The organism is Burkholderia sp. AW49-1, from assembly GCF_053427845.1.
Genome location: NZ_JBSAXF010000009.1, coordinates 237,596 through 260,124 on the forward strand (window position 1 = coordinate 237,596; position 22,529 = coordinate 260,124).

General features: G+C 67.7%; 25 protein-coding genes. 11 read left to right on the plus strand and 14 right to left on the minus strand.

Features of this window, described 5'->3' with window-relative positions; translation table 11 throughout:
- The first annotated feature begins 18 nt into the window (after window positions 1-18).
- The 6 genes from ACV22W_RS16905 to ACV22W_RS16930 all read left to right on the plus strand — a co-directional run bounded on the left by ACV22W_RS16905 (window position 19) and on the right by ACV22W_RS16930 (window position 6,248).
- A complete protein-coding gene (locus ACV22W_RS16905) occupies window positions 19-453 on the plus strand; it encodes a hypothetical protein (RefSeq protein WP_448020580.1) in 435 nt (144 codons plus the stop codon).
- Window positions 454-657: 204 nt separating this feature from the next.
- Entirely contained in the window at window positions 658-1,644 is a 987-nt protein-coding gene (locus tag ACV22W_RS16910) for a LysR family transcriptional regulator (protein WP_448020581.1), read from the plus strand.
- A gap of 30 nt (window positions 1,645-1,674) precedes the next feature.
- On the plus strand, window positions 1,675-2,673 hold the full coding sequence (locus ACV22W_RS16915) for a 2-hydroxyacid dehydrogenase (protein ID WP_448020583.1): 999 nt from the start codon (window positions 1,675-1,677) through the stop codon (window positions 2,671-2,673).
- A 119-nt stretch (window positions 2,674-2,792) separates the two neighbouring features.
- On the plus strand, window positions 2,793-3,566 hold the full coding sequence (bluB, locus tag ACV22W_RS16920; protein WP_448020621.1) for a 5,6-dimethylbenzimidazole synthase: 774 nt from the start codon (window positions 2,793-2,795) through the stop codon (window positions 3,564-3,566).
- 227 nt (window positions 3,567-3,793) lie between these two features.
- Entirely contained in the window at window positions 3,794-4,963 is a 1,170-nt protein-coding gene (locus ACV22W_RS16925; RefSeq protein WP_448020585.1) for an MFS transporter, read from the plus strand.
- Window positions 4,964-5,087: 124 nt separating this feature from the next.
- Window positions 5,088-6,248, plus strand: coding sequence for an MFS transporter (locus tag ACV22W_RS16930; protein WP_448020587.1), 1,161 nt, complete (start codon window positions 5,088-5,090; stop codon window positions 6,246-6,248).
- A gap of 163 nt (window positions 6,249-6,411) precedes the next feature.
- Here the strand turns inward: ACV22W_RS16930 and fahA are convergent, their stop codons facing one another.
- From fahA to ACV22W_RS16955, 5 genes are read right to left on the minus strand one after another with little or no spacing between them, the layout of a single operon-like run.
- Window positions 6,412-7,716, minus strand: a complete 1,305-nt coding sequence (gene fahA / locus ACV22W_RS16935; protein ID WP_448020589.1) for a fumarylacetoacetase — start codon at window positions 7,714-7,716, stop codon at window positions 6,412-6,414.
- A complete protein-coding gene (hmgA, locus tag ACV22W_RS16940) occupies window positions 7,713-9,047 on the minus strand; it encodes a homogentisate 1,2-dioxygenase (protein WP_448020591.1) in 1,335 nt (444 codons plus the stop codon). Before hmgA ends, fahA begins: the two co-directional genes overlap by 4 nt.
- A gap of 15 nt (window positions 9,048-9,062) precedes the next feature.
- On the minus strand, window positions 9,063-10,424 hold the full coding sequence (locus tag ACV22W_RS16945; RefSeq protein ID WP_448020593.1) for an MFS transporter: 1,362 nt from the start codon (window positions 10,422-10,424) through the stop codon (window positions 9,063-9,065).
- Window positions 10,421-10,651 (minus strand): DUF2783 domain-containing protein, encoded by a 231-nt coding sequence (locus ACV22W_RS16950; protein ID WP_448020595.1) that lies wholly within the window; start codon window positions 10,649-10,651, stop codon window positions 10,421-10,423. Before ACV22W_RS16950 ends, ACV22W_RS16945 begins: the two co-directional genes overlap by 4 nt.
- Window positions 10,652-10,680: 29 nt before the next feature.
- The gene (locus ACV22W_RS16955; protein ID WP_448020597.1) at window positions 10,681-12,369 is read right to left on the minus strand and encodes an FAD-dependent oxidoreductase; all 1,689 of its coding nucleotides are present in this window, start codon (window positions 12,367-12,369) and stop codon (window positions 10,681-10,683) included.
- A 379-nt stretch (window positions 12,370-12,748) separates the two neighbouring features.
- Between ACV22W_RS16955 and ACV22W_RS16960 the strand changes: the two genes are divergently transcribed.
- Window positions 12,749-13,552 (plus strand): EAL domain-containing protein, encoded by an 804-nt coding sequence (locus tag ACV22W_RS16960; protein WP_448020599.1) that lies wholly within the window; start codon window positions 12,749-12,751, stop codon window positions 13,550-13,552.
- Window positions 13,553-13,741: 189 nt separating this feature from the next.
- On the opposite strand, the gene ACV22W_RS16965 is transcribed toward ACV22W_RS16960, so the two are convergent.
- Both ACV22W_RS16965 and ACV22W_RS16970 read right to left on the minus strand, forming a co-directional pair.
- Entirely contained in the window at window positions 13,742-14,152 is a 411-nt protein-coding gene (locus tag ACV22W_RS16965; RefSeq protein ID WP_448020601.1) for a GFA family protein, read from the minus strand.
- A 127-nt stretch (window positions 14,153-14,279) separates the two neighbouring features.
- Entirely contained in the window at window positions 14,280-15,071 is a 792-nt protein-coding gene (locus ACV22W_RS16970; protein WP_448020603.1) for an IclR family transcriptional regulator, read from the minus strand.
- A 172-nt stretch (window positions 15,072-15,243) separates the two neighbouring features.
- Here ACV22W_RS16970 and ACV22W_RS16975 point away from each other — a divergent pair, with 172 nt between their 5' ends.
- Window positions 15,244-16,431, plus strand: a complete 1,188-nt coding sequence (locus ACV22W_RS16975; RefSeq protein ID WP_448020604.1) for an acyl-CoA dehydrogenase — start codon at window positions 15,244-15,246, stop codon at window positions 16,429-16,431.
- A gap of 140 nt (window positions 16,432-16,571) precedes the next feature.
- On the opposite strand, the gene ACV22W_RS16980 is transcribed toward ACV22W_RS16975, so the two are convergent.
- Window positions 16,572-17,210 carry a peroxiredoxin gene (locus tag ACV22W_RS16980; protein WP_034182833.1) on the minus strand — a complete coding sequence of 213 codons (639 nt, stop codon included), beginning with the start codon at window positions 17,208-17,210 and terminating at the stop codon, window positions 16,572-16,574.
- 318 nt (window positions 17,211-17,528) lie between these two features.
- On the opposite strand from ACV22W_RS16980, the gene ACV22W_RS16985 reads away from it, so the two are divergent.
- The 3 genes from ACV22W_RS16985 (at window position 17,529) to ACV22W_RS16995 (ending at window position 18,832) form a co-directional block, all read left to right on the plus strand.
- Window positions 17,529-17,831 (plus strand): DUF883 family protein, encoded by a 303-nt coding sequence (locus ACV22W_RS16985; protein ID WP_006754606.1) that lies wholly within the window; start codon window positions 17,529-17,531, stop codon window positions 17,829-17,831.
- A 124-nt stretch (window positions 17,832-17,955) separates the two neighbouring features.
- Window positions 17,956-18,345, plus strand: a complete 390-nt coding sequence (locus tag ACV22W_RS16990; RefSeq protein WP_448020605.1) for a phage holin family protein — start codon at window positions 17,956-17,958, stop codon at window positions 18,343-18,345.
- Window positions 18,346-18,388: 43 nt separating this feature from the next.
- The gene (locus ACV22W_RS16995; protein WP_448020606.1) at window positions 18,389-18,832 is read left to right on the plus strand and encodes a DUF3318 domain-containing protein; all 444 of its coding nucleotides are present in this window, start codon (window positions 18,389-18,391) and stop codon (window positions 18,830-18,832) included.
- 61 nt (window positions 18,833-18,893) lie between these two features.
- On the opposite strand, the gene ACV22W_RS17000 is transcribed toward ACV22W_RS16995, so the two are convergent.
- The 6 genes from ACV22W_RS17000 to nrdR all read right to left on the minus strand — a co-directional run bounded on the left by ACV22W_RS17000 (window position 18,894) and on the right by nrdR (window position 22,438).
- Entirely contained in the window at window positions 18,894-19,346 is a 453-nt protein-coding gene (locus ACV22W_RS17000; protein ID WP_448020608.1) for a type IV pilin protein, read from the minus strand.
- On the minus strand, window positions 19,343-19,891 hold the full coding sequence (locus tag ACV22W_RS17005; protein ID WP_448020609.1) for a hypothetical protein: 549 nt from the start codon (window positions 19,889-19,891) through the stop codon (window positions 19,343-19,345). The genes ACV22W_RS17000 and ACV22W_RS17005 overlap by 4 nt, the downstream gene beginning before the upstream one ends.
- A gap of 111 nt (window positions 19,892-20,002) precedes the next feature.
- Window positions 20,003-20,842 (minus strand): PilW family protein, encoded by an 840-nt coding sequence (locus ACV22W_RS17010; RefSeq protein WP_448020611.1) that lies wholly within the window; start codon window positions 20,840-20,842, stop codon window positions 20,003-20,005.
- Window positions 20,826-21,248, minus strand: coding sequence for a PulJ/GspJ family protein (locus ACV22W_RS17015; RefSeq protein WP_448020613.1), 423 nt, complete (start codon window positions 21,246-21,248; stop codon window positions 20,826-20,828). Before ACV22W_RS17015 ends, ACV22W_RS17010 begins: the two co-directional genes overlap by 17 nt.
- The gene (locus ACV22W_RS17020; protein WP_448020615.1) at window positions 21,245-21,805 is read right to left on the minus strand and encodes a GspH/FimT family pseudopilin; all 561 of its coding nucleotides are present in this window, start codon (window positions 21,803-21,805) and stop codon (window positions 21,245-21,247) included. The genes ACV22W_RS17015 and ACV22W_RS17020 overlap by 4 nt, the downstream gene beginning before the upstream one ends.
- Window positions 21,806-21,958: 153 nt before the next feature.
- Complete coding sequence (gene nrdR, locus ACV22W_RS17025) at window positions 21,959-22,438, minus strand: transcriptional regulator NrdR (RefSeq protein WP_006754597.1); 480 nt, start codon at window positions 22,436-22,438, stop codon at window positions 21,959-21,961.
- Between the last annotated feature and the right edge of the window lie 91 nt (window positions 22,439-22,529).

The window sequence follows — 22,529 nt, forward strand, 5'->3', positions numbered from 1 at the left end:
CACGCACGGCCGGACAGCATGACGCTGGCCCGGTCGACGGACCGGGCCAGCCGGCCGTGCGTGCGCCGCACGAGCGGGTTTCGCAATACCGCGGCGTTGCCGTGCGCGCATGCGAAACGGTTCCATCCGCGCTTCGATGTCCGCGATTTTCTCTCGCAGTATGGCGACGCGCTCCGGATGCCCACGTTCTGCACGATACATGCATGGACTGGAATACCGGCCATCACGATAAAAATCGCGCACCGTGGAATCGGCCCACGAAAACCGGACTTGGGTCAAAAACATCCATTATCGCGGCATCAATTGGTGAGCGATTTCACCCATTACCACGACCGGCCACTCATCATCACGCACAACGCATTGATTTACATCATAAATATTCAAACCATGGGCAGTTTCACTGAATTCACTCCCGGCTATCCACGGCATACACACACGCCACCGTCGCGCTAAATCGATACCCGCGATTTCGATTTTACGCAACCCGCCCTTTTTCACAGGTTGACGGATATCGGTTCTGTAATGAACAATCGTCTGCAGAATCGAAATCCGATTTTTCGATACGGGCCAGAACCCGGTGTCACGCGACGGTTTTCCAGCCCGCGCAACGAAAAATCACAATCAAAATCAATCAACCGGGCCAGATATTCGCGAGCCATGAACCAGATTCAGACCATGCGTGTGTTTGTCTGCGTCGCCGAACAGCAGAGCTTCCGGCGCGCGGCGCACCATCTAGGCGTGTCCAACGCGCTCGTCACGCGCTCGATCGCGATGCTCGAGTCTCACCTGAACACGCGGTTGATCCACCGCACCACGCGCAACCTGTCGCTGACCGAGGCCGGCCTGCGCTATCTCGACGGCTGCCGTGCGCTGCTCGAGGAATTCGACCACCTCGAGGCGTCCGTCGCGCACGCCGTGCGCGAGCCGGCCGGCACGCTGCGCGTCGTCGCGTCGGGGCTGCTGTCGCCGCTGGCGCTCACCCCGCTCGTCAGCAGTTTCCGGCACCGCTACCCCGAACTGCGCGTGCAGCTCACCGTCACCGAAGGGCCGCTCGACGTGCTCGATTCCGGCTACGACGTCGGCATCGCGACGGGCAACCGGCTCGACGGCAACCCGACGCTGATCGGCCACGCGCTCGCACCGAACCCGTTCGTCGCCTGCGCGGCGCCCGCGTATCTCGAACGGCGCGGCGAGCCGCGCGCACCCGACGACCTGCCGGGCCACGACTGGGTCGCGCTCGCGCCGCACCAGCATGCGCCCGCGTGGCGGCTGGTCGGCCACGACGGCGTCACGCATTCGATCACGGTGCGCCCGACCTGCACGGTCAACCAGCTGGCGCTCGTGCAAGCGGCGGCCGTCTCCGGGTCCGGCATCGCGGTGCTGCCCGAGGCAAGCATCGCCGACGCGCTCGCCAACGGCGCGCTCGTGCGGCTGTTGCCCGCCTACCGGATCGACGACCCGGACGCGCAACTGTCGCTCGTCTACCCGAACCGCCAGTACGTGCCGGCCCGCACGCGCAGCTTCGTCGAGCACGCGCTCGAGCATTTCGGCGCGTCGGCGGCCCGCGAGCGGGCCGGCTACGGCTTTCTGCGCACGCCCGATCGCCCCGACATCGTCACCGGCCGGCAGACGGGCCTGCAGTAAACTGCACGCGACAGCCATCGGAGGTGCAGCGTGCGAGTGATCCTGTTCAGCAGCCGGCAATACGACGACGAATCGTTTACCGCCGCCAACCGGCAATTCGGCTATCGGCTGCACTTCCAGCCGTCGCACCTCGACGCGGAAACCGCGATCCTCGCGCACGGCTACGAGGTCGTGTGTCCGTTCGTCAACGACACCGTCGACGCGGCCGTGCTCGAACGGCTCGCCGACGGCGGCACGCGCCTGATCGCGCTGCGCTCGGCGGGTTTCAACCACGTCGACCTGGCGGCCGCCGAGCGGCTCGGCATCGCCGTCGTGCGCGTGCCGGCGTACTCGCCGCATGCGGTTGCCGAACACGCGGTCGCGCTGATCCTCGCACTCAACCGCCGGCTGCCGCGCGCGGTCGCACGCACACGCGAAGGCGACTTCTCGCTGAACGGCCTGCTCGGCTTCGACCTGCACGGCAAGACCGTCGGCGTGATCGGCACCGGCCTGATCGGCAGCGTGTTCGCGAAGATCATGATGGGCTTCGGGATGCACGTGCTCGCGCACTCGATGCCGCCTTACGACGACGAATTGATCGCGTTCGGCGCGCGCTACGTCGAGCTCGACGAGCTGCTGCACCAATCGGACATCGTCAGCCTGCACTGCCCGCTGCTGCCGTCGACGCACCATCTGATCAACGCGCAGACGCTCGCGCGGATGAAGCACGGCGCGATGCTGATCAACACCGGCCGCGGCGGCCTCGTCGACGCGCAGGCGCTGGTCGACGCGCTCAAGAGCGGGCAGCTCGGCCATCTCGGGCTCGACGTGTACGAAGAGGAAAGCGGCCTGTTCTTCGAGGATCACTCCGACCTGCCGCTGCAGGACGACGTCCTCGCGCGCCTGCTGACATTCCCGAACGTGATCGTCACGTCGCACCAGGCGTTCTTCACGCGCGAGGCGCTCGCCGAGATCGCGCATACGACACTGCTGAACATCGAGGCGTGGCACACCGGCACGCCGACCAACGTCGTCACGACGGGGCGCTGATCCACGGCGCGCGGCGCACGCGATCCGTCAACGATTCGTCATTTTGTTTTGACTGATGTAACGCCGCACGTCCGGCGTCTGCTATCGTTGCGCCGACTTCCCCCTTGCTTCTGCCGCTCATGCGTTTCGACGACTCCGCCATTGCCGCGGTCTACCGCGCCATCTTCGAACGGCGCGACATGCGCCATTTCACGCCGGCGCCCGTCGATCCGGCCACGCTCGCGCGGCTGCTGCGCGCCGCGCACCACGCGCCGAGCGTCGGCTTCATGCAACCGTGGCGCTTCATCCGCATCACCGATCCCGCGCTGCGCACCGCGATCCACGCGCTGGTCGAGGCCGAGCGCCGCGCGACCGCCGACGCGCTCGGCGAGCGGCAGGACGAATTCATGCGCCTGAAGGTCGAAGGTGTGCGCGAATGCGGCGAGTTGCTGGTCGTCGCGCTGACCGACGATCGCGAGCGCCACGTGTTCGGCCGCCGCACGCTGCCGGAGATGGACCTCGCGTCCGCCGCCTGCGCGATTCAGAACATGTGGCTCGCCGCGCGCGCCGAAGGGCTCGGGATGGGCTGGGTGTCGCTGTTCGACGTCGACGCGCTGCGCACGCTGCTCGGCATGCCGGCCGGCGCGAAGCCGATCGCCGTGCTGTGCGTCGGGCATGTCGATGCGTTCTATGCGAAGCCGATGCTCGAGGAGGAGCGCTGGGCCGCGCGGATGCCGATCGAGGCATGCCTGTTCGAAAACGGGTGGGACGCACCTGCGACGCAGGCCGCCGATTGCACGGCAAACGCCGGCACGACAGCCGGATCGTCGCCATCGTCATCGCCGTCGCCCGAGGCAGCCGCACCGGGCGACCGCTCCGACTCGACACCAGCCGGCGCCCTGCCCGGGCGCTAATCGAGCCGGCGGCGCACGAAAAGCGCCGCGCCACCGACGTCGGACATCGTCCAGTCCCACACTGTGGCGCCCTGCGGCCGCTACCGCGTCGCACGCCGGCAACATCCGTTTTGGCCCCGAGCATAGGGGTTTTCACTGAAGTAGAATCGCGGCTGATGTCCCCCGCCCCGCCCGCCGCGCGCATCCCGCACCGGCCTCGGGCCGCGGCCTTTCCGTAGCCCACCGCGATGCCATTACCTCTTTTCGCCCTTGCCGTCGCCGCATTTGGAATCGGTACCACCGAGTTCGTGATCATGGGGCTGCTGCCCAACGTCGCCCGCGACCTCGGCGTGTCGATCCCGGCCGCCGGGATGCTCGTGTCGGGCTACGCGCTCGGCGTGACGATCGGCGCGCCGATCCTCGCGATCGTCACCGCGAGGATGCCGCGCAAGCGCGCGCTGATGGGCCTGATCGGGCTGTTCATCGCGGGCAACCTGTTCTGCGCGATCGCGCCCGGCTACGCGATGCTGATGGCCGCGCGCGTCGTCACCGCGTTCTGCCACGGGGCGTTCTTCGGGATCGGTTCGGTGGTCGCGAGCAACCTCGTCGCGCCGAACCGGCGCGCGCAGGCGATCGCGCTGATGTTCACCGGCCTCACGCTCGCGAACGTGCTCGGCGTGCCGCTCGGCACCGCGCTCGGCCAGGCCTGGGGCTGGCGCGCGACGTTCTGGGCCGTCACCGGCATCGGCATCGCCGCGGCCGCCGCGCTCGCGATGTGCCTGCCAAGGAACCTCGCGATGCCCGACACCAGCATCACGCGGGAATTCAGCGTGCTGAAGCATCCGCAGGTGCTGATGGTGCTCGGCATCAGCGTGCTGGCGTCCGCGAGCCTGTTCAGCGTGTTCACGTACATCACGCCGATCCTCGAGGACGTGACGGGCTTCTCGCCGCGCCAGGTCACCTACGTGCTGCTGTTGTTCGGTCTCGGCCTGACGGTCGGCGGCACGCTCGGCGGCAAGCTCGCCGACTGGCGCCGGATGCCGTCGCTGATCGCGACGCTCGCGCTGATCGGCATCGTCCTCGCGCTGTTCGCGGGCACGATGCATCTGCCGTTCGCGGCGCTCGCGACGATCTTCGTGTGGGGCATCCTCGCGTTTGCGATCGTGCCGCCGCTGCAGATCCTGATCGTCGATCGCGCGAGCGACGCGCCGAACCTCGCGTCGACGCTGAACCAGGGCGCGTTCAACCTCGGCAACGCGACGGGCGCCTGGCTCGGCGGGATGGCGATCGGCTCCGGCGTGTCGCTCGTGAACCTGCCGTGGGTCGGTGCCGCGATGGCGGTCGCCGCGCTCGCGCTCACGCTGTGGTCGGCGTCGCTCGAACGCAGTCCGGTGAGCAGGCCGACCGGATACGTATGACGCGCGTGCAGCGGCGGTGCCGGCGGCCCGGCGGCGTGCCGCCGCGTTCGTTGCACACGCAACGCCATGCGAACCTGATGGCCTTCATGGACCTTTCAGGGGCCGCGGTGTAGCATCGCGCCCGATGAAAGCCATTCTCAATCGTGATTTCCTCGCGCTGATCCTGAGCGTCGCGGTCGTCGGTCTCGGCACCGGCGCGACGATGCCACTCACAGCGCTCGCCCTGACCGAAGCCGGACACGGCACCAACGTCGTCGGCATGCTGACGGCCGCGCAGGCCCTGGGTGGCCTCGCGATCGTCCCGTTCGTCACCGCGCTCGCGCGGCGCATCGGCGCACGTCGCGCGATCGTCGTGTCTGTCATGCTGCTCGCGGCAGCCACGGTGCTGATGCAGTTCACGTCGCACCTGATCGTATGGGGCGTGCTGCGCGTTCTGTGCGGCGCGGCGCTGATGCTGCTGTTCACGATCGGCGAGGCATGGGTCAACCAGCTCGCCGACGATTCGACGCGCGGCCGCGTGGTCGCGATCTACGCGACCAACTTCACGCTGTTCCAGATGGCGGGCCCCGTGCTCGTCAGCCAGATCGCCGGCGCGACGAGCATCCGCTTCGCGCTGTGCGGCGCGCTGTTCCTGCTGGCGCTGCCGACGCTCGCGACGATCCGCCGCGCGCCGCTCGCCGGCGACGACGCGCATCACGCAGCGCACGGCAGCTGGCTCGCCGTGCTGCCGCGCATGCCCGCACTGATCATCGGCACTGGCTTCTTCGCGCTGTTCGATACGCTCGCGCTGTCGCTGCTGCCGCTCTATGCGATGGATCACGGCGTCGCGAGCGCGACCGCCGTGCTGCTCGCGTCGATCATGCTGTTCGGCGATACCGCGATGCAGTTCCCGATCGGTTGGCTCGCGGACAAGCTCGGCCGCGAACGCGTGCACCTCGGCGCCGGCTGGATCGTGCTCGCGGGCCTGCCGCTGCTGCCGTTCGTGATCGAGAACCCGTGGCTGTGCTGGCCGTTGCTGTTCGTGCTGGGCGCGGCGGCCGGCAGCATCTACACGCTGTCGCTCGTCGCGTGCGGCGAACGCTTCCGTGGCGCGGCGCTCGTCACCGCGAGCTCGCTCGTATCGGCATCGTGGAGCGCCGCGAGCTTCGGCGGCCCGCTGGTCGCCGGCGCGTTGATGGAGCAACTGGGCAGCAACGCGCTGATCGGCGTGCTGGTCGTCTGCGTCGCCGCGTTCGTCGCGGCCGCGCTGTGGGAACGACGCGTCGCGTTGCAGCGCGCGGTCTGACGCTGACGCAGATGTTGGCGCTGACGCTCGTGCGCAGCGTCACGCACCGGCGCTTGCGTACCGCCACCCGCCACCCGTCACCCGCCGCCGAAATGAAAACGGCCCGCGCAATGCGGGCCGCCCTCTGCTTCGGACTACGCGTAACGAGTCGCGGTGCAGTCCGTCATACGCTGCGGGCCGGCAGGATCTTGCCGGCACATGCGCCGAAACCAACGCGATAACCGTCGCCCTGGCACCAGCCCGCGAGCGTGAGCTCGTCGCCGTCCTCGATGAACGCGCGGCTGCCGCCACCGTTCAGCGCGAGCGGCTCCTTGCCGTTCCACGTCAGTTCGAGCAGGCTGCCGAACGAGTCTTTCGTCGGGCCGCTGATCGTGCCCGATCCCATCAGGTCGCCGACGCGCGTGTTGCAGCCCGCGACCGTGTGATGCGCGAGCTGCTGCGCCATCGTCCAGTACATGTGCTTGAAGTTGGTGCGGCAAATCGATGTCGCTTCGGCGGCGCCCTCCGCGCGCAGCGTCACTTCCAGCGCGATGTCGAACGCATGCTTGCCCGCGTGCCGCAGATACGCGAGCGGCTGCGGCGACTGTTCGGGCTGCTCGACGCGAAACGGTTCGAGCGCGTCGAGCGTGACGATCCACGGCGAGATCGTCGTCGCGAAGGTCTTCGCATTGAACGGGCCGAGCGGCACGTATTCCCACTGCTGGATGTCGCGCGCGCTCCAGTCGTTCAGCAGCACCATCCCGAAGATATGCGCTTCGGCATCCTCGCAGGCGATCGGCTCGCCGAGCGCGTTGCCGCGGCCGACGATGAAGCCCGTCTCCAGCTCGATGTCGAGCTTGCGGCATGCGCCGAACACCGGACGTTCCTGGTCGGGCAGCTTCAATTGGCCGTTCGGGCGCCGCACCGGCGTGCCGCTCACGACCACCGACGACGCGCGGCCGTTGTAACCGATCGGCATCTCCGACCAGTTCGGCAGCAGTGCATTCTTCGGATCGCGAAACATCGAGCCGACGTTGGTCGCATGCTCTTTCGACGAATAGAAATCGGTATAGCCGGGAATGTCGACCGGCAGGTGCAGCGTCGCGCCGCGCTGCGCGACGAGCACGCGCGTGCGCAGCGCGGCGTCATCGCGCAGCCGCGCGTCGTCGCGCGAGAACAGGCCCGACAGCTGCACGCGCACGCTGCGCCATGCGTCGCGGCCGAGCGCGATGAACGGGTTGAGCGTCGGCGCGGCGAACACGTCGGCGCCGGCCGGCAGCGTCACGAGGCCCGCACGCGCGAGCGCGGCGAGGTCGACGATCTGGTCGCCGAGCGCGACGCCCGCGCGGCGCGCCGGTTGCTTCGCATCGCTGAAGATCCCGAACGGCAGGTTCTGGATCGGGAAATCGCAGGCGGGATCGTTCGCCGTCTCGACCCAGCTCTTGCGGGCCGGGTCGAGCGTCGCGCGCCAGTCTTGGGTATCGCTCATCGTTGCTCCGGATTGAAGTGTTTCTTGATGCCTTGCCAGCATTCGAAGTAATCGGCCTGCAGCTGCGCGGTGTCGAGCGCATAGCGCGTCGGCCGGATCAGCGTGCGGGTCTCGAACATGAACGCCATCGTCGCGTCGACCTTGTGCGGCTTCGTCGTGTCGCTCGCCGACGCCTTCTCGAACGTGTCCGCATCCGGCCCGTGGCCCGACATGCAGTTGTGCAGGCTCGCGCCGCCCGGCACGAAGCCTTCGGCCTTCGCGTCGTACGCGCCGTGCACGAGCCCCATGAACTCGCTCGCGACGTTGCGGTGGAACCACGGCGGGCGGAACGTATCCTCGGCCGCGAGCCAGCGCGGCGGGAAAATCACGAAGTCGATGGTGTCGACGCCCGGCGTGTCGCTCGGCGACTGCAGCACGAGGAAGATCGACGGATCGGGATGGTCGTAGCTGATCGAGCCGATCGTGTTGAACAGGCGCAGGTCGTATTTGTACGGCGCGTAGTTGCCGTGCCACGCGACGACGTCGAACGGCGAATGGCCGATGTCCGCGCGCCACAGGCGCCCGTTCAGCTTCGCGACCAGCTCGAACGCGCCCTCGCGATCCTCGTACGCGGCCTGCGGCGTGAGGAAATCGCGCGGGTTCGCGAGCCCGTTCGAGCCGATGGGGCCGAGGTCCGGCAGGCGCAGCAGCGCGCCGAAGTTCTCGCAGATGTAACCGCGCGCATCGCCGTCCGGCAGCGCGACGGAAAAACGCACGCCGCGCGGGATCACCGCGATCTCGAACGGCTCGACGTCGAGCTGCCCGAACTCGGTCGCGATGAAGAGCCGCCCCTGCTGCGGCACGATCAGCAGCTCGCCGTCGGCGCTGTAGAAGAAGCGGTCCTGCATCGAGCGGTTCGCGGCGTACAGGTGGATCGCGCAGCCGTTCATCGCGGCCGCCGAGCCGTTGCCGGCCATCGTCACGAGCCCTTCGACGAAATCGGTCGGCTCGGCCGGCATCGGCAGCGGGTCCCAGCGCAGCTGGTTCGGCGGCGTCGGCGGGACGTCGGCCGAGTCGCCGAATTCCGACACGAGCCGCTGCATGCTCGTGAGCGGCTCGAACGGCCGGTGCACGGCCGCCGGCCGGATCCGGTACAGCCACGAGCGGCGGTTGTGGCCGCGTGGCGCGGTAAACGCGGTGCCCGACAGCTGCTCCGCGTACAGCCCGTACGGCGCGCGCTGCGGCGAGTTGCGGCCGTGCGGCAGCGCGCCGGGCAGCGCCTCGGTCGCGAATTCGTTCGCGAAACCGCTCAGGTAGCCGGCTCGCGCCGGTTTCGACAGGTCAAGCGTCATCGTTTCCTTTCTCCATCAATTCATGGCGGCGTTCGGCGCCTGCGCACCGCCGCGCCGCGTTACGCCGGCCAGTCCCAGCACGAACAGCGCCGAGCACAGCACGGGCACCGCGGCCGCATGGAACAGCGCGCCGTTGGTCCAGTTGAGCGCAATCAGTTGTCCGCCGACGAGCGGCCCGAGCACCGAGCCGATCCGGCCGATGCCGAGGCTCCAGCCGATGCCGGTCGAGCGCAGCGACGTCGGGTAATACTGGCCCGCGAGCGCATTCACGGCCGGCTGCCCGCCGACCACGCAGAATCCGCCCGCGAACACGACGGTCAGCAGCCGCGGCAGCGCATGCGCGACCGAGCCGATCAGCCCGACCGAGACGGCCGCGCACGCGAAGCACGCGAACAGCACGCGCACGAAGCCGTAGCGTTCGATGAACCAGCCGAGCGACAGCGTGCCGATCACGCCGCCCGTCTGCAGCACCGTGCCGACGATCACCGCCGTGCCCGGCGAATAGCCCGCGTCGCGCATCACGGTCGGCAGCCAGTTCGACAGGAAGTACAGGTCGATCAGGTTCATGAAGCTGATGGCCCACAGCAGCAGCGTGACCGGCAGGCGGCCATGGCGGAACAGCTCCGCGACCGGCGCGCCGCTCGCCGCGCGCTCGCGCACGACGAGGCGCGTGCTCGCGTCGATGCCGGCCTGCGGCGCGAAGCGCGCGAGCCAGGCGCGTGCCTGCGCGTCGCGCCCTCTCAACACCAGGAACTGCAGCGACTCGGGCAGCCGCGCGAACATCGCGAGCGTCAGCACGAGCGGCACCGCGCCGCCGACGAAGAACACCGAGCGCCAGCCGAGCGCCGGAATCAGCGCGGCGCTGATGAAGCCGCCGATCGCGGCACCGAGCGTGAAGCCGCACGACACGATCATCATCCGCTTCACGCGATGCGCGGCCGGGCTGAATTCGCCGACCAGCGCCATCGCGTTCGGCATGATGCAGCCGAGGCCGAGGCCCGTGACGAAGCGCAGCGCCATCAGCACCGGGATCGAACCGGCGAACGGCGTCGCGAGCATCGTCGCCGCGAAGAACAGCGTCGAGCCGATCAGCACCGGGCGCCGCCCGATCCGGTCGGCCAGCACCGACAGCCCGAGCGCGCCGAGCAGCATCCCGAACAGGCTCGCGCTGAACACCGGCCCGAGTGCCTGCTTCGGAACGCCCCATTCGGCGATCACGCTGGGCGCGACATACCCCATCGCCTGTGCATCGAAGCCGTCGATCACGAGACACAGCCCGCACAACGCGAGCAGCATCCAGTGAAAGCCCGGGCGATGGGTCTCGTCGATCACGCGCTCGACTTCGAGCACGCGCGCGTCGGCCGGCGCCGCGCTCATTGCGCCACCTCGGCGGCCGGATGCACGGGCGGCGTCACGTCCTGACGCGCGAGCGCCATCGCTTCGCGCAGCACGTCGGCATCGCCGATCTGGTTCGCGAGCAGCAGGATCAGCTTCGCGTTGACGAGCTGGCTGTCGGCGTCGGACAGATCGCGATGCATGTCGATCAGCGCTTCGTAGAACGCGTCCGGATCGGCCAGGCGCGGGCGTGTGTCGAGTCGGGGCATGACGGGTGTCTCCGGTATCGTTGTCGTGTTCAATGCGATGTTCCGCGCGCGCAGGTCGCGCGCGCCAGCGCGTCGGCGATCGCCTGGCGCTCGAGCGTGCGCATCCGTGCGCAGACGTGCTGGTCGGGGCGCAGCAGATAGAACGTGCCGGGCTTCGCGTCGTAGCGTTGCGCGGCGAGGCCGTCGACGTCCTCCACGACGTCGACGCCGGCCACCGGCTGCGCATGCCCGGCCGGCACGACCAGGACCGGCCGCACCGGCAGCGCCAGGCCGTCGAGCGCCTGCGCGAGCGCGGCGGCGTCGCCCGGCAGCCCGAACAGCACGCCCGCGAAACCGTCGCCCAGATGCCGCAGCAGCCAGCCCGACGTGCCGTGCGCGCGTACCGGCGCATCGGCCGCCGCCGCGCCCGGCCGCATCGCGCACGCGAACGTGTCGCCGGTGCGATCCGGCGTGTTCAGCGGCGAATCGGCCAGCACGGCCGGCACCGACAGGCGGCCGCTGTTCACGAGCTTGCGCGCGAATTCGCAGTCGCGCGCGAGCTTCAGCGTCGCGTCGCGGAACACGCGCGATACCGCGCTCTTCGGCGTGATGAAGTCGGTCGAGCGCGTCGAGTTGCGAATGTTCTCGTCGGCCGCGAACTCGCGCTCGCTCGCGTAGGTGTCGAGCAGGCGATCGTCCGCGTGGCCGTCGAGCACGAGCTTCAGCTTCCACGCGAGGTTGTCCGCGTCCTGCACGCCGCTGTTCGCGCCGCGCGCGCCGAACGGCGACACGCCGTGCGCGGAATCGCCCGCGAACAGCACGCGGCCGTGCCGGAACGTATCCATCCGCTGGCAGCGGAACGTATAGACGCTCACCCATTCCAGCTCGAACTCGACGTCCGGCCCGAGCAGCGCACGCACGCGCGGGATCACGCGCTCCGGCTGCTTCTCGGCGACCGGATCGGCGTCCCAGCCGAGCTGGAAGTCGATGCGCCACACGTTGTCGGGCTGGCGATGCAGCAGCACCGACTGGTTGCGGTGGAACGGCGGATCGAACCAGAACCAGCGTTCGGTCGGGAATTCCGCCTTCATCTTCACGTCGGCGATCAGGAAGCGGTCCTTGAACGTGCGGCCGCGGCTCTCGAGGCCCATTGCCGCGCGCATCGGGCTGCGCGAGCCGTCGGCCGCGATCACGTACTGCGCGCGCAGCGTCTCGATGCCTTCCGGCGTCTCGATGGTCAGCGTGGCGTGTTCCGCCGATTGCGCGACGTCCGCCACCTTGTGCTTCCAGCGGATGTCGATGTTCGGCAGCGCGAATGCGCGCTCGGCCAGATAGCCTTCGACGTAATACTGCTGCAGGTTGATGAATGCGGGACGCGCATGACCTTCCTCCGGCAGCAGGTCGAACGCATACAGCTGTTCGTCCTGGAGGAATACCTTGCCGACGTGCCAGCTCACGCCCTTGTCGACGAAACGCTCGCCGCAGCCGAGCCGGTCGAAGATCTCGAGCGTGCGCTTCGCGAAGCAGATCGCGCGCGAGCCCGTCGACAGCGTGTCGTCGTCGTCGAGCAGCACGACCGGCACGCCCTGCTGCGCGAGGTCGATCGCGGCCGACAGGCCCACCGGGCCCGCGCCGACCACCACCACCGGGTGTATGGCGGCGTCATCGCCGGCGGCCCGCGTCGCGCGCGGCCGGTAGTCGAACTTCAGCGTCTGGTAATCGATGCTCATGGTCGCCATCCGCTCCTCAGCCCTGCCGTCCGCGCGCCGACGCTCGCTGCGTCGTCCCGCTCATGCCCGTTGCCCGCCGCTGCCGCGACCCGCCCTGCCTCGCCCACTTGCTGTCAACCGCCACGTCTCGCTCCTTGCTTCCTGTTGATTCGATTCGGGAAACGGCGCCGCGCCGGGCGCCCGAACGCCGCTTTTCTTGATCGGCGACAAATCTTTGAATTTACGAATAGTAAAACCAATTACGAATAGTGAAATCAACGTAAACCCTAGCCATCTGCGCAAGGACGGGATAACCATATGAGCGAAACGCCAAGCCGAGCCGGGCGCGCGCTGCTAATATCAAGACATGAGGCGGCCCGTTCGGCCGCCATTTTTCCTTCCTACGCCGATGATTCCGCCCACCATTCCCGAGCTGGTCGTCCGTGCCGGGCAATTGCCGTATCTGCGGGAACACCTTGCGCTCGCCGAAGGCGGCACCGCGTGCGCAAACCTGCCGGAGCGCACGCTCGCGAGCGCCTATGAGCCGATCTACGACGTGACGATGCCCGGCGCGCCGCAGTCGACGTCGTTCGCCGACGCGATCGAGCGCTACGGCGACGAACTCGGCTTCCAGGCCGTCACGCTGGTCACGGGCGCGCCGCACGATCCGGTCGACTCGGCCGTCGACGACCAGACGCTCGTCGCGATCGATCGGCTGTCTCGCGCGCTGCACGCGATCAACTTCTTCGGCGCGCAACGCCACGGGCTGCTGTTCCTGCGCGTGCACGAACGGCTGCTGAAAAGCGTGAAGTACGACCACGGCAAGCATTTCTCGTCGGTGCTGCAGCGCTTCGGGCTACCGACCGAGCGGATCGTGATCGAGCTGCCGGCGGTCGCGGTCGCGCACAAGACCTTCCTCGGCTACCTGACGCGCAGCTACCAGCATCACGGCTTCAAGGTCGCGGACAAGCTGCCCGACCCGGGCCGGATCCTCGCGGTCGAATCGGAGATGGCGCGGCCCGACTACATCAAGATGGATGCGGGCATCGCGCTGCGCGACGGAATGGTGAAGGCGCTGGTCGCGTATGCGCAGCGCGTGCGGATTCCGCTGATTTTCGACGGCGTCGTTGACGAGACGCAGTGCGAGCTGCTGCGCCAGCACGACGTGCGGTTCATGCAGGGGCCGGTGTTCTCGAAGGTCGTCCCGGCCTGAGCGGGCCGACGGCCTGCGCGCGCGGGGTGCGGCACGGCGGATGGCGGATGGCGGAATCCGCTGTCGGTATTGGTATTGCGTCGGGAATCGGGGGCGGCGTGCATCGTCGCCCGATAATGGCCGGTTCCTCTTCCGTTCATGCGTGAAGGGTCGAACGCGCGTGTGCGCGGATTCGACGCCGGCACGTTGCTAGGCCCTTCCGCCATCGTCGAATTTCGGCAGATCGTCGTCGATCTCGATGCCCGGGAAGCGATCCCCGTACCAGACGTGCCACGCGGGACGCAGCCGCGCCGGCTCGTCGAGCGTTGCACAGTTGATTTCCACGGTCGTCGGCGCATCGGCCAGCCGATACTCCAACTGCGCGCCGCAGCGGCCGCAGAAGCGCCGCTCGCCCCACGCGCTCGACGCATAGACCGTCGGCTCGCCCTGCAGGTATTCGAATGCGTCGAGCGGCACCGATGCCGACGCGACGACCGCCGCCCCCGTCGTGCGCTGACAGAGCCGGCAATGGCAGAAGCCTGCGTCGGCCGGAATGACGGCGATCCGGTAGCGGATCGCCCCGCATGCGCAACCGCCTTCCATGGTTTCCGGGTGGGACATCACGAACCTCGTCATCGTCGGGGAACCGGTGGATGATGATGAGCGCGCCTCGCGTGCGGCGCAACCGGCAGTGGCGGCCACGCTGGCGCCCGGTCGGCCCGGCGACGCGCCGCTCGCGGCGCCCGTTTCAGACCGTCTGCCCGAGCCGCTGCGCGAGCGCCTTCAGCTTCGGCCCCACCTGCGTGCGGAACACGTCCTCGTCCATCGACGACGCGGGCCCGCTGCAGCTCAGGATCAGCCAGCGCCCCTCGCGCGGTTCGCGAAACGGCACGGCCGCCGCGTTCACGTCCATGTGCCATGCGCGAAACGAATAGCAGCACCCGCCCACGGAGAACTCGGCCACCGCGTCCTGCGCGGCCGCGACAAGCACATCCGCGTCGGCCCCGCCGCCGGCCGCCCGGTGCAGATCCGCATAGAGCGCGCGGCGCACGTCCTCCGGCTGCACGGCCAGGTACGCGCGCCCCATCGAGCTCGTCAGCATCGACAAGCGCGAGCCGGAGGCAAGCCCGAGCGTCAGCGCGGTTTCGCTGCGGATCGTCTCCAGATAGATCATGTCGAGCCCGTCGCGGCAGCCGAGCGACACGGCCGCGCCGATCTCGCGCGCGAGCGCCTGCATGTGCGGCCGGGCGAGATCGAGCGTCCCCGAGCCGGACAGCAGCGCGTAGCCAAGCGACAGCACGCCGGCGTCGAGCGCATACTTTCCGAGCGTCTCGTCGTAGCGCAGATAGCCGAGCACGGTCAGCGTATACGCGAGCCGGTTCACCGTCGCCTTTGGCAGCCCGGTGCGCTCCGCGAAGTCGCGATTGCCAAGCATCGTCTCGCCGGGCCGGAATGCGCGCAGCAGGTCGAGCCCGCGCGCGAGCGCAACGACGAACTTGCGTTCGTCGATCGTGGTTTCGTCGATGGTTGAAAGTGTCATGTGATGCTACACTGGGTGCGTTTTGCAAAACATTGTTCCGCACAGCGGAACTACAGTCAAGCAAACTTTAGACGTTGGGGCAGGCCGCGAAGCGCCAGCCCGGGACCGACCGCCAAGCATGGGATCAGGGCAAGCGCTGAAGCGCCCACCCTGGCCAACAGGAGATGACACGATGAGCGCTGCAACTTTTCATTGGGACGATCCGCTGTTGCTCGACCAGCAACTGACCGAAGAAGAGCGGATGGTGCGCGATGCCGCGCACGCGTATGCGCGGGACAAGCTCGCGCCGCGCGTCACCGAGGCGTTCCGTCACGAACGCACCGACGCCGAGATCTTCCGCGAGATGGGTGAGATCGGCCTGCTCGGCCCGACGATTCCGGAAGAATACGGCGGCCCCGGCCTCAATTACGTGAGTTACGGGCTGATCGCGCGCGAAGTCGAGCGCGTCGACTCAGGCTACCGCTCGATGATGTCCGTGCAGTCGTCGCTCGTGATGGTGCCGATCCACGAATTCGGCTCGGACGCGCAGAAGCAGAAATACCTGCCGAAGCTCGCGAGCGGCGAATGGATCGGCTGCTTCGGCCTGACCGAGCCGAACCACGGCTCCGACCCGGGCAGCATGGTCACGCGCGCGACGAAGGTGCCAGGCGGTTATTCGCTGTCAGGCGCGAAGATGTGGATCACCAACTCGCCGATCGCCGATGTGTTCGTCGTGTGGGCGAAACTGGAAGAAAACGGCAAGGACGCGATCCGCGGCTTCATCCTCGAGAAGGGCTGGAAGGGCCTGTCGGCGCCCGCGATCCACGGCAAGGTCGGGCTGCGCGCGTCGATCACCGGCGAGATCGTCCTCGACGAAGTGTTCGTGCCCGAGGAGAACCTGATGCCGAACGTGAGCGGCCTGCGCGGCCCGTTCACGTGCCTGAACTCGGCGCGCTACGGGATCGCCTGGGGTGCGCTCGGCGCGGCCGAGTCGTGCTGGCACACCGCGCGCCAGTACGTGCTCGACCGCAAGCAGTTCGGCCGGCCGCTCGCCGCGAACCAGCTGATCCAGAAGAAGCTCGCCGACATGCAGACCGAAATCACGCTCGGCCTGCAGGGCGTGCTGCGTCTCGGCCGGATGAAGGACGAAGGCACGGCGGCCGTCGAGATCACGTCGATCATGAAACGCAACTCGTGCGGCAAGGCGCTCGACATCGCGCGGCTCGCGCGTGACATGCTCGGCGGCAACGGCATCTCGGACGAATTCGGCGTCGCGCGCCACCTCGTGAACCTCGAAGTGGTGAACACGTACGAAGGCACGCACGACATCCATGCGCTGATCCTCGGCCGGGCGCAGACGGGCATCCAGGCATTCTTCTGATCATTCGCGTGCGATACGCGGCACCCGTCGAGTCATATCGTCGCCGCTGAAACGACACGGCCCGCCCGGCATCGCTGTCCGGCGGGCCGTTTTCATCGGCGCGCGCGTTCGTCACGCGCCGCCGACGCGGCAGCCGCTGCTTACTTGTTCGGCTGCGGCGTGAGGCGCAGGTACGGACGCACGGCGTTGAAACCCTTCGGGAAGCGCTTCTTCAGTTCCTCCGGATCCTGCAGCGACGGCACGATCACGACGTCGTCGCCGTCCTTCCAGTTGCCGGGCGTCGCGACCTTGTAGTTGTCGGTCAGCTGCAGCGAGTCGATCACGCGCAGCACTTCGTCGAAGTTGCGGCCGGTGCTGGCCGGGTAGGTGATGGTGAGCCGCACCTTCTTGTTCGGGTCGATCACGAACAGCGATCGCACCGTCAGCGTTTCGTTCGCATTCGGGTGAATCATGTCGTACAGCTGCGACACCTTACGGTCCGCGTCGGCGATGATCGGGAAACCGACGACCGTCGACTGCGTTTCATTGATGTCGTTGATCCAGCCCTTGTGCGATTCGACGCCGTCGACCGACAGCGCGATCACCTTCACGTTGCGCTTTTCGAATTCGCCCTTCAGCTTCGAGGTCAGCCCGAGTTCAGTCGTGCACACCGGCGTGTAGTCGGCCGGATGCGAGAACAGGACGCCCCAGCTGTCGCCCAGCCACTCGTGAAACTTGATGGGGCCCAGGCTCGATTCCTGCTCGAAATCCGGTGCGATGTCACCAAGACGCAGACTCATGATGTTCCCTCCTCGAACGATGCTGGTTGAAACCGCGCGCTGGACGGCGCGGGACAGTCCATCAGCTTACGGGAAGCAATGGGCGATGCGAACGATTATTCTGTTTGATATTCATACTTTTTTGTCATTTTTACCCGGTATCGGGACAGGACGGACGGCCGCAAGGGAAACTTTTCGCAGCATTTGCGGCTCTGTCAATGCTTACGAGTCGTTTACCATGTGGTCTTGCACCGCCGCCGCGTGTCTTCCCGGCTCGCCAGCAGGCAGGGGTTTCGCTACGATGTGAAACTGCAGCATGACAGCATGAAGGGAGTTGCAATGTCGGAAATCAACAAGGAGAAACTGATGTCGGATATCAAAACCGTTCTCGCGGACGCCGAGGATCTGCTCAAGCAGGCAGCGAGCAGCACGGGCGACCGGGCGGCCGAGCTGCGCGAAAAAGCCATGTCGCGCCTGAAGCAGGCCAAGGAAAAGGCAACCGACGTCCAGGTCGTGGTGGTCGAGAAAGGCAAGAAGGCCGCGCGCGCGACCGACGACTACGTGCACGAGCATCCGTGGACATCGATCGGCGTCGCCGCCGGCGTCGGCGTGCTGATCGGCCTGCTGATCAACCGCAAGTAACGCGCTCAGCGCCGTTCCGCCCCATGTGCCGCCCGGTGCGGCGCATGGGTGCCGAAGCCAGCCGGCGATTCGCCGCCGGCCGGCTTTGTCCTAGCCGCTCATTGCGCGCACAAGCGCCTCATCCATGACGACAGACACCCACCCGCAGCCGTCCGGCCAGGGACCGCTGCGCCGCCTCGTCGGCTCCGCGATCGGCCTCCTGCAGACGCGCCTCGAACTGGTCGGCATCGAACTCGCCGAGGAGAAGGAACGCCTGATGGGCGTACTGTTCCTCGGGCTCGCGGCCATGATGCTCGCGACGATGGCGCTCATCAGCCTGACCGTGCTCGTCACGATCGCGTTCTGGGATACCTATCGCTGGCAGTCGCTCGCAGCCATCACTGCGTTGTACGCGGTCGCGGGCATCGTATGTGCGCTGAAAGCGCGTTCGGGCCTGCGCGACGCGCCGACCGTGTTCGAGGCGACGCTCGCCGAGCTCGAGAAAGACCGCGAAATTTTCCGCGGCAAGCCGTGAACGCAGTCGCGTTCCCCTCTCTCACCTACTTCGCCGACGCGCCATGAGCCAGAACGTCACGGGCCATTCAACCCGCCCCCATTCGTCGCGATCGAACTGGAACGCGTCGCAGCATCGCGCGCTCCGCAAGGAATTGCTGATCCTGCGATCCGAGGTCGAACGGCTCGAGCTTGCCGAAGCCGCCGCCGAAATGCGCCACGCCGTCACGCGCTTCAGCTGGCTCAAGGTATTCGTCCCGGGCCTGTCGGGCACGAAGTTCAGCCAGTCCGCCAAGAACCTGAACGCGAGCCTCGGCCAACTCGTCAACCAGTACCCGATGTTGAGTTCGCTCGCATCGCTCGTGCTGGCGAAACCCATACGCTCGCTGCTGCGCGCGAGCGCAGGCCCCGCGCTGAAGTGGGGCTCCGTCGGCTTCGCTGCATGGGAGGTCTACCGGATCTGGAAGCAGTCGCGCGACGAGCGCGAACCTGCCACGAACGACGACTGACACCCGACGTGGCGCGCACACGTCCGGCGCCGTTGTGCGTTCTCCGTGCGTGGTCGCGTAATCACCGCAAGCCCCAGCATGTCCGCTCCCGCGAGTCCGCCTCTGCGTCGTTCGATCCCGCGTTGCCTTTGGTCCCGTCCGCGCGCAGCGTGAACGCTCCGCATGCGTCGTCGCGCATCGGGCCTGCATCGAGCGGGCGCGCAACGAGTTCGTAGGCCACCGACGCGTCATCGTCGACTGCTCGCCGCAGCGCCACGCCGTAGACCGGCTGCCCGTCCGGGGGCGCCTGCGAATATGCGTCTGGCAGCGTCCGTGGCGGCGCGCCGTCGAGCGTTTCGAGATACTGAGCCGCACGGTAGAGCGCCGCGACCGCGGATGCGCGATGCACGCGCGCGACATGCTCGCGATATGACGGAATACCCCACCCGGCCAGCGCGGCAACGATCGCGAGCACGATCATCAGTTCGAGCAACGTGAACGCGACCGATCGGCGCAGCAATGGAGGCTGTTTCATCGATGCACCGCCGCGACGCGACGCCAGCGCCGTGCAACGATGCGTCCGTCTCGCAGCGCGACCTGGTTCTGCAGCCAGACCACGCTTGACGCATGGCCACCGACACCACGCGCGGTGACGAGGTAAGCGCAACTCCCTTGAGGACCGACACCTCGCCAGGCTTCGATCAGGCAACGCGGCGGCTGGGCTGCCATCGGCCAGGAGGCGAACGGGGCGAACGCTTCGGCGACACCCAGTGCGGGCGCACGCCGCCATGCGTCCGGCTCGGCTGGTGAGGCCGGTTCATCGATGTATGGCGCCCCGCCTTCAAGGAAGCGCGCTGTGCATGCTGCCAGCGCTGCGTCGGCTGCGTGAAATGCGATCAGCCGGTCCGACAATGCACGCGTGCGGCGCGATTCCGTCAATGCGGATTCGAACCATGTGCCGGTCAGCGCGGCGACCGCAGCGCCAACCGCGATCACGGCAGGCAGTGCAAGGCCAGCGTCGCGACGCCAGCCGCGGCTGGTGGGCGGAGAGTGTGTGCGTGATGTTGTTCCGCTCAACATGGGACCCTCACCGCGTGCCGCATGTCGCGGAACGCAACGGTGCGCTGCCTTGCACGGCTTGGCCTGGCGCGATTCGCATCGCGAATTCGTCGACTAATCGGTTTGCGTAGATCATCGCAACACCCCGTAATCTTGCGCCGCATCATCCTTGGGACCGGAGGATGCAATCGCGGCATTGCGCAACGCGACGATTCGATGCAGCACCAGATGCGCGCGACCGTCCGATGAAACAGCCATGCGGCCGTCGCAATCGACATGACGCGCGGGCCCGTGCATCGGTTCGCCACGCGCACGCACACACACATGCACCGCAACGACATCGCGCCAGTCGCCGCTGCCCATCGCCCCCGCGCCGACGAACTGCGCGGCTTCGCGCCGCAGGTAGCGCACGCGCAGTTGGTCGATACCGGACACGACGGGCTGCGGCGTCCCCGGGCGCCCGCTTCCCTCGCAGTACAACTCGGGCTCGCCCGTCGACGGACTGACATGCGCGTCGAAACGGTTTTCCACGAGCGGCCGCTCGCCAGGAGCGCCAACGCCCTGCCCGAGACAATCCGACACCTGAGCTCCAATCGTCGGCCACGTCGACACGGGGTCGCCGACATATCGAACCAGCAATGCGTCCGACGCTGCGCGCACGGTTTCGCAGCGCACCTCCGCTCCATTGCCTCGCACGCGCCCCGCGGAACAGCCGAACATCGGCGGTAACGATGGCGCCCCTTCGACATCGAGCGGGCGAAACCCGGCCATCTGGATTTGCTCGCCGATCAGCATCAGTGCGGTCGCGGCCGCATCGCGCATCCGGAAGCCGTCTTCGGCTCGCCGCTGCGCGACGCGCTGGGCGTGGTACAGCGCACCGGCAGCCGCAAGCACCAGCAGACCGACCGTCATCGCGATCAGCACTTCGAGCAGCGTATGCGCGCGGCTGCGGCGTTCACCGTTCATCGGCATTGACCTCGGCCTCCCGAAAAGGTATCCGCGCGCACGACGGCGCCCCGACCGTTGCCCGCGCGCTTTCGCAGCGCGCCGATGTCAGCGCGGAGGCGTGAGCGTCACGCCAGCCGACCGTCACGTAGCGGACACCCGCCGGCCCATCGTCGAGCGCCGTCGTGCCGCCGGGCAACGATGCGGACACGAGCGCCGCGATGTCGTCGTCGGTGCCTGCCGCCGCGTGCCTGCCTTCAATGCGGGCATCGGCCAGCCACAGCGCGCGTTCACGCCAGATCGTCGCCCGCTGCGCGCGCGTCATCGCAAGCTGGCTGCCGGCCACGGCCAGCATCACGGTTGCAAGTAGCGCGACAGCCAGCACCGCTTCGAGCAGCGACGTGCCGCACATGGACTTGCGCGCGCGCTTCATGCCGCTTCGCAACGACCGGCGACGACGCGCGCCCGGCCACCTGCCGCGATCCGAATGCAGCGCGACACGCGTGCGTCGTCACCGGACAGCGTGCGCTGCGGACGCAGCTCGAAACGCCTGATCCCGCCAAGCACCTGGCCCGCCGGCGGAGCAAATGCCAGATCGTGCGCCGCCCCCGCGACAGCAATGTCGGCATCGCGCGGATAGCGCCGCAGCACGCGCGATCGTCCGTCGAACTGCCCGCTCACGACCCAGCCGCACGACCATCCCGGGAGGTCACACCGCGCGCCGGAACGCACGCAATCGCCGTCGCGCCCGGACCTGCACAGCGTGACGCGCACGCCTAGACGTGTCGCCTCGGTGCGCGCGAACGACAGCGCGCCGAGCAACGCACGTGAGCGTGCATCCACACGTTCACGCATGTGCCACTGATCGAATGCAGGTACTGCGTATAGTCCGATCGCGGCTGCCAGCGCGATCGCGACCATCAGCTCGACGAGCGTAAAGCCGCCGCAGCAGCGCATGCGTTGTTCAACGCCCTGTCGGGGCAGTCCCATCGCCATCGCCCTCCGTCAACGTGATGCGACAACTGTAGCGACGCAAGCAGACATGCGCCATTAGCCGGACGGCCGACTGGCGACATGTGATCGCGGCCGACACAATCGGCGCGAACTGTACCCACGGAGAAGACGATGAATGGACGCGGTGCGTCAGCGCTTACGCGAAGGTTTGGAGGGGGACGCGCGACGGAACTCTTCGATCACGTCGGCAAATTCGGAAACATCCTCGAACCGGCGGTATACCGATGCGAAACGGACATAGGCGATCGTATCGAGGCCGCGCAACTCGTTCATCACGAGTTCGCCAAGCTTCTCGCTACGCACTTCACGCTCGCCGGTTGCGAGCAGTTGATATTCGATGCGGGCGACCGCCGCGTCGATCGCGTCAGCCGCAACCGGCCGCTTGCGCAGCGCGAGTTGCATGCTGGCGACGATCTTGCGACGGTCGAATTCCGTGCGGCTGCCGTCCTTCTTCACGACGGCCGGCAAGTTCAGCTCGACCCGCTCGTACGTCGTGAAGCGCTTGTCGCAAGCCGAGCAACGACGGCGCCGACGAATCGCGGCGCCATCTTCGGACACACGCGAGTCGACGACCTGCGTGTCCTCATGCCGGCAGAACGGGCAGCGCATGCCGGATCAGCGATAAACCGGGAAACGCTTGGTCAGCTCGGCTACTTGCGCGCGCACTCGCTCGATCGTCGCTGCGTCTTCCGGGTTCTCG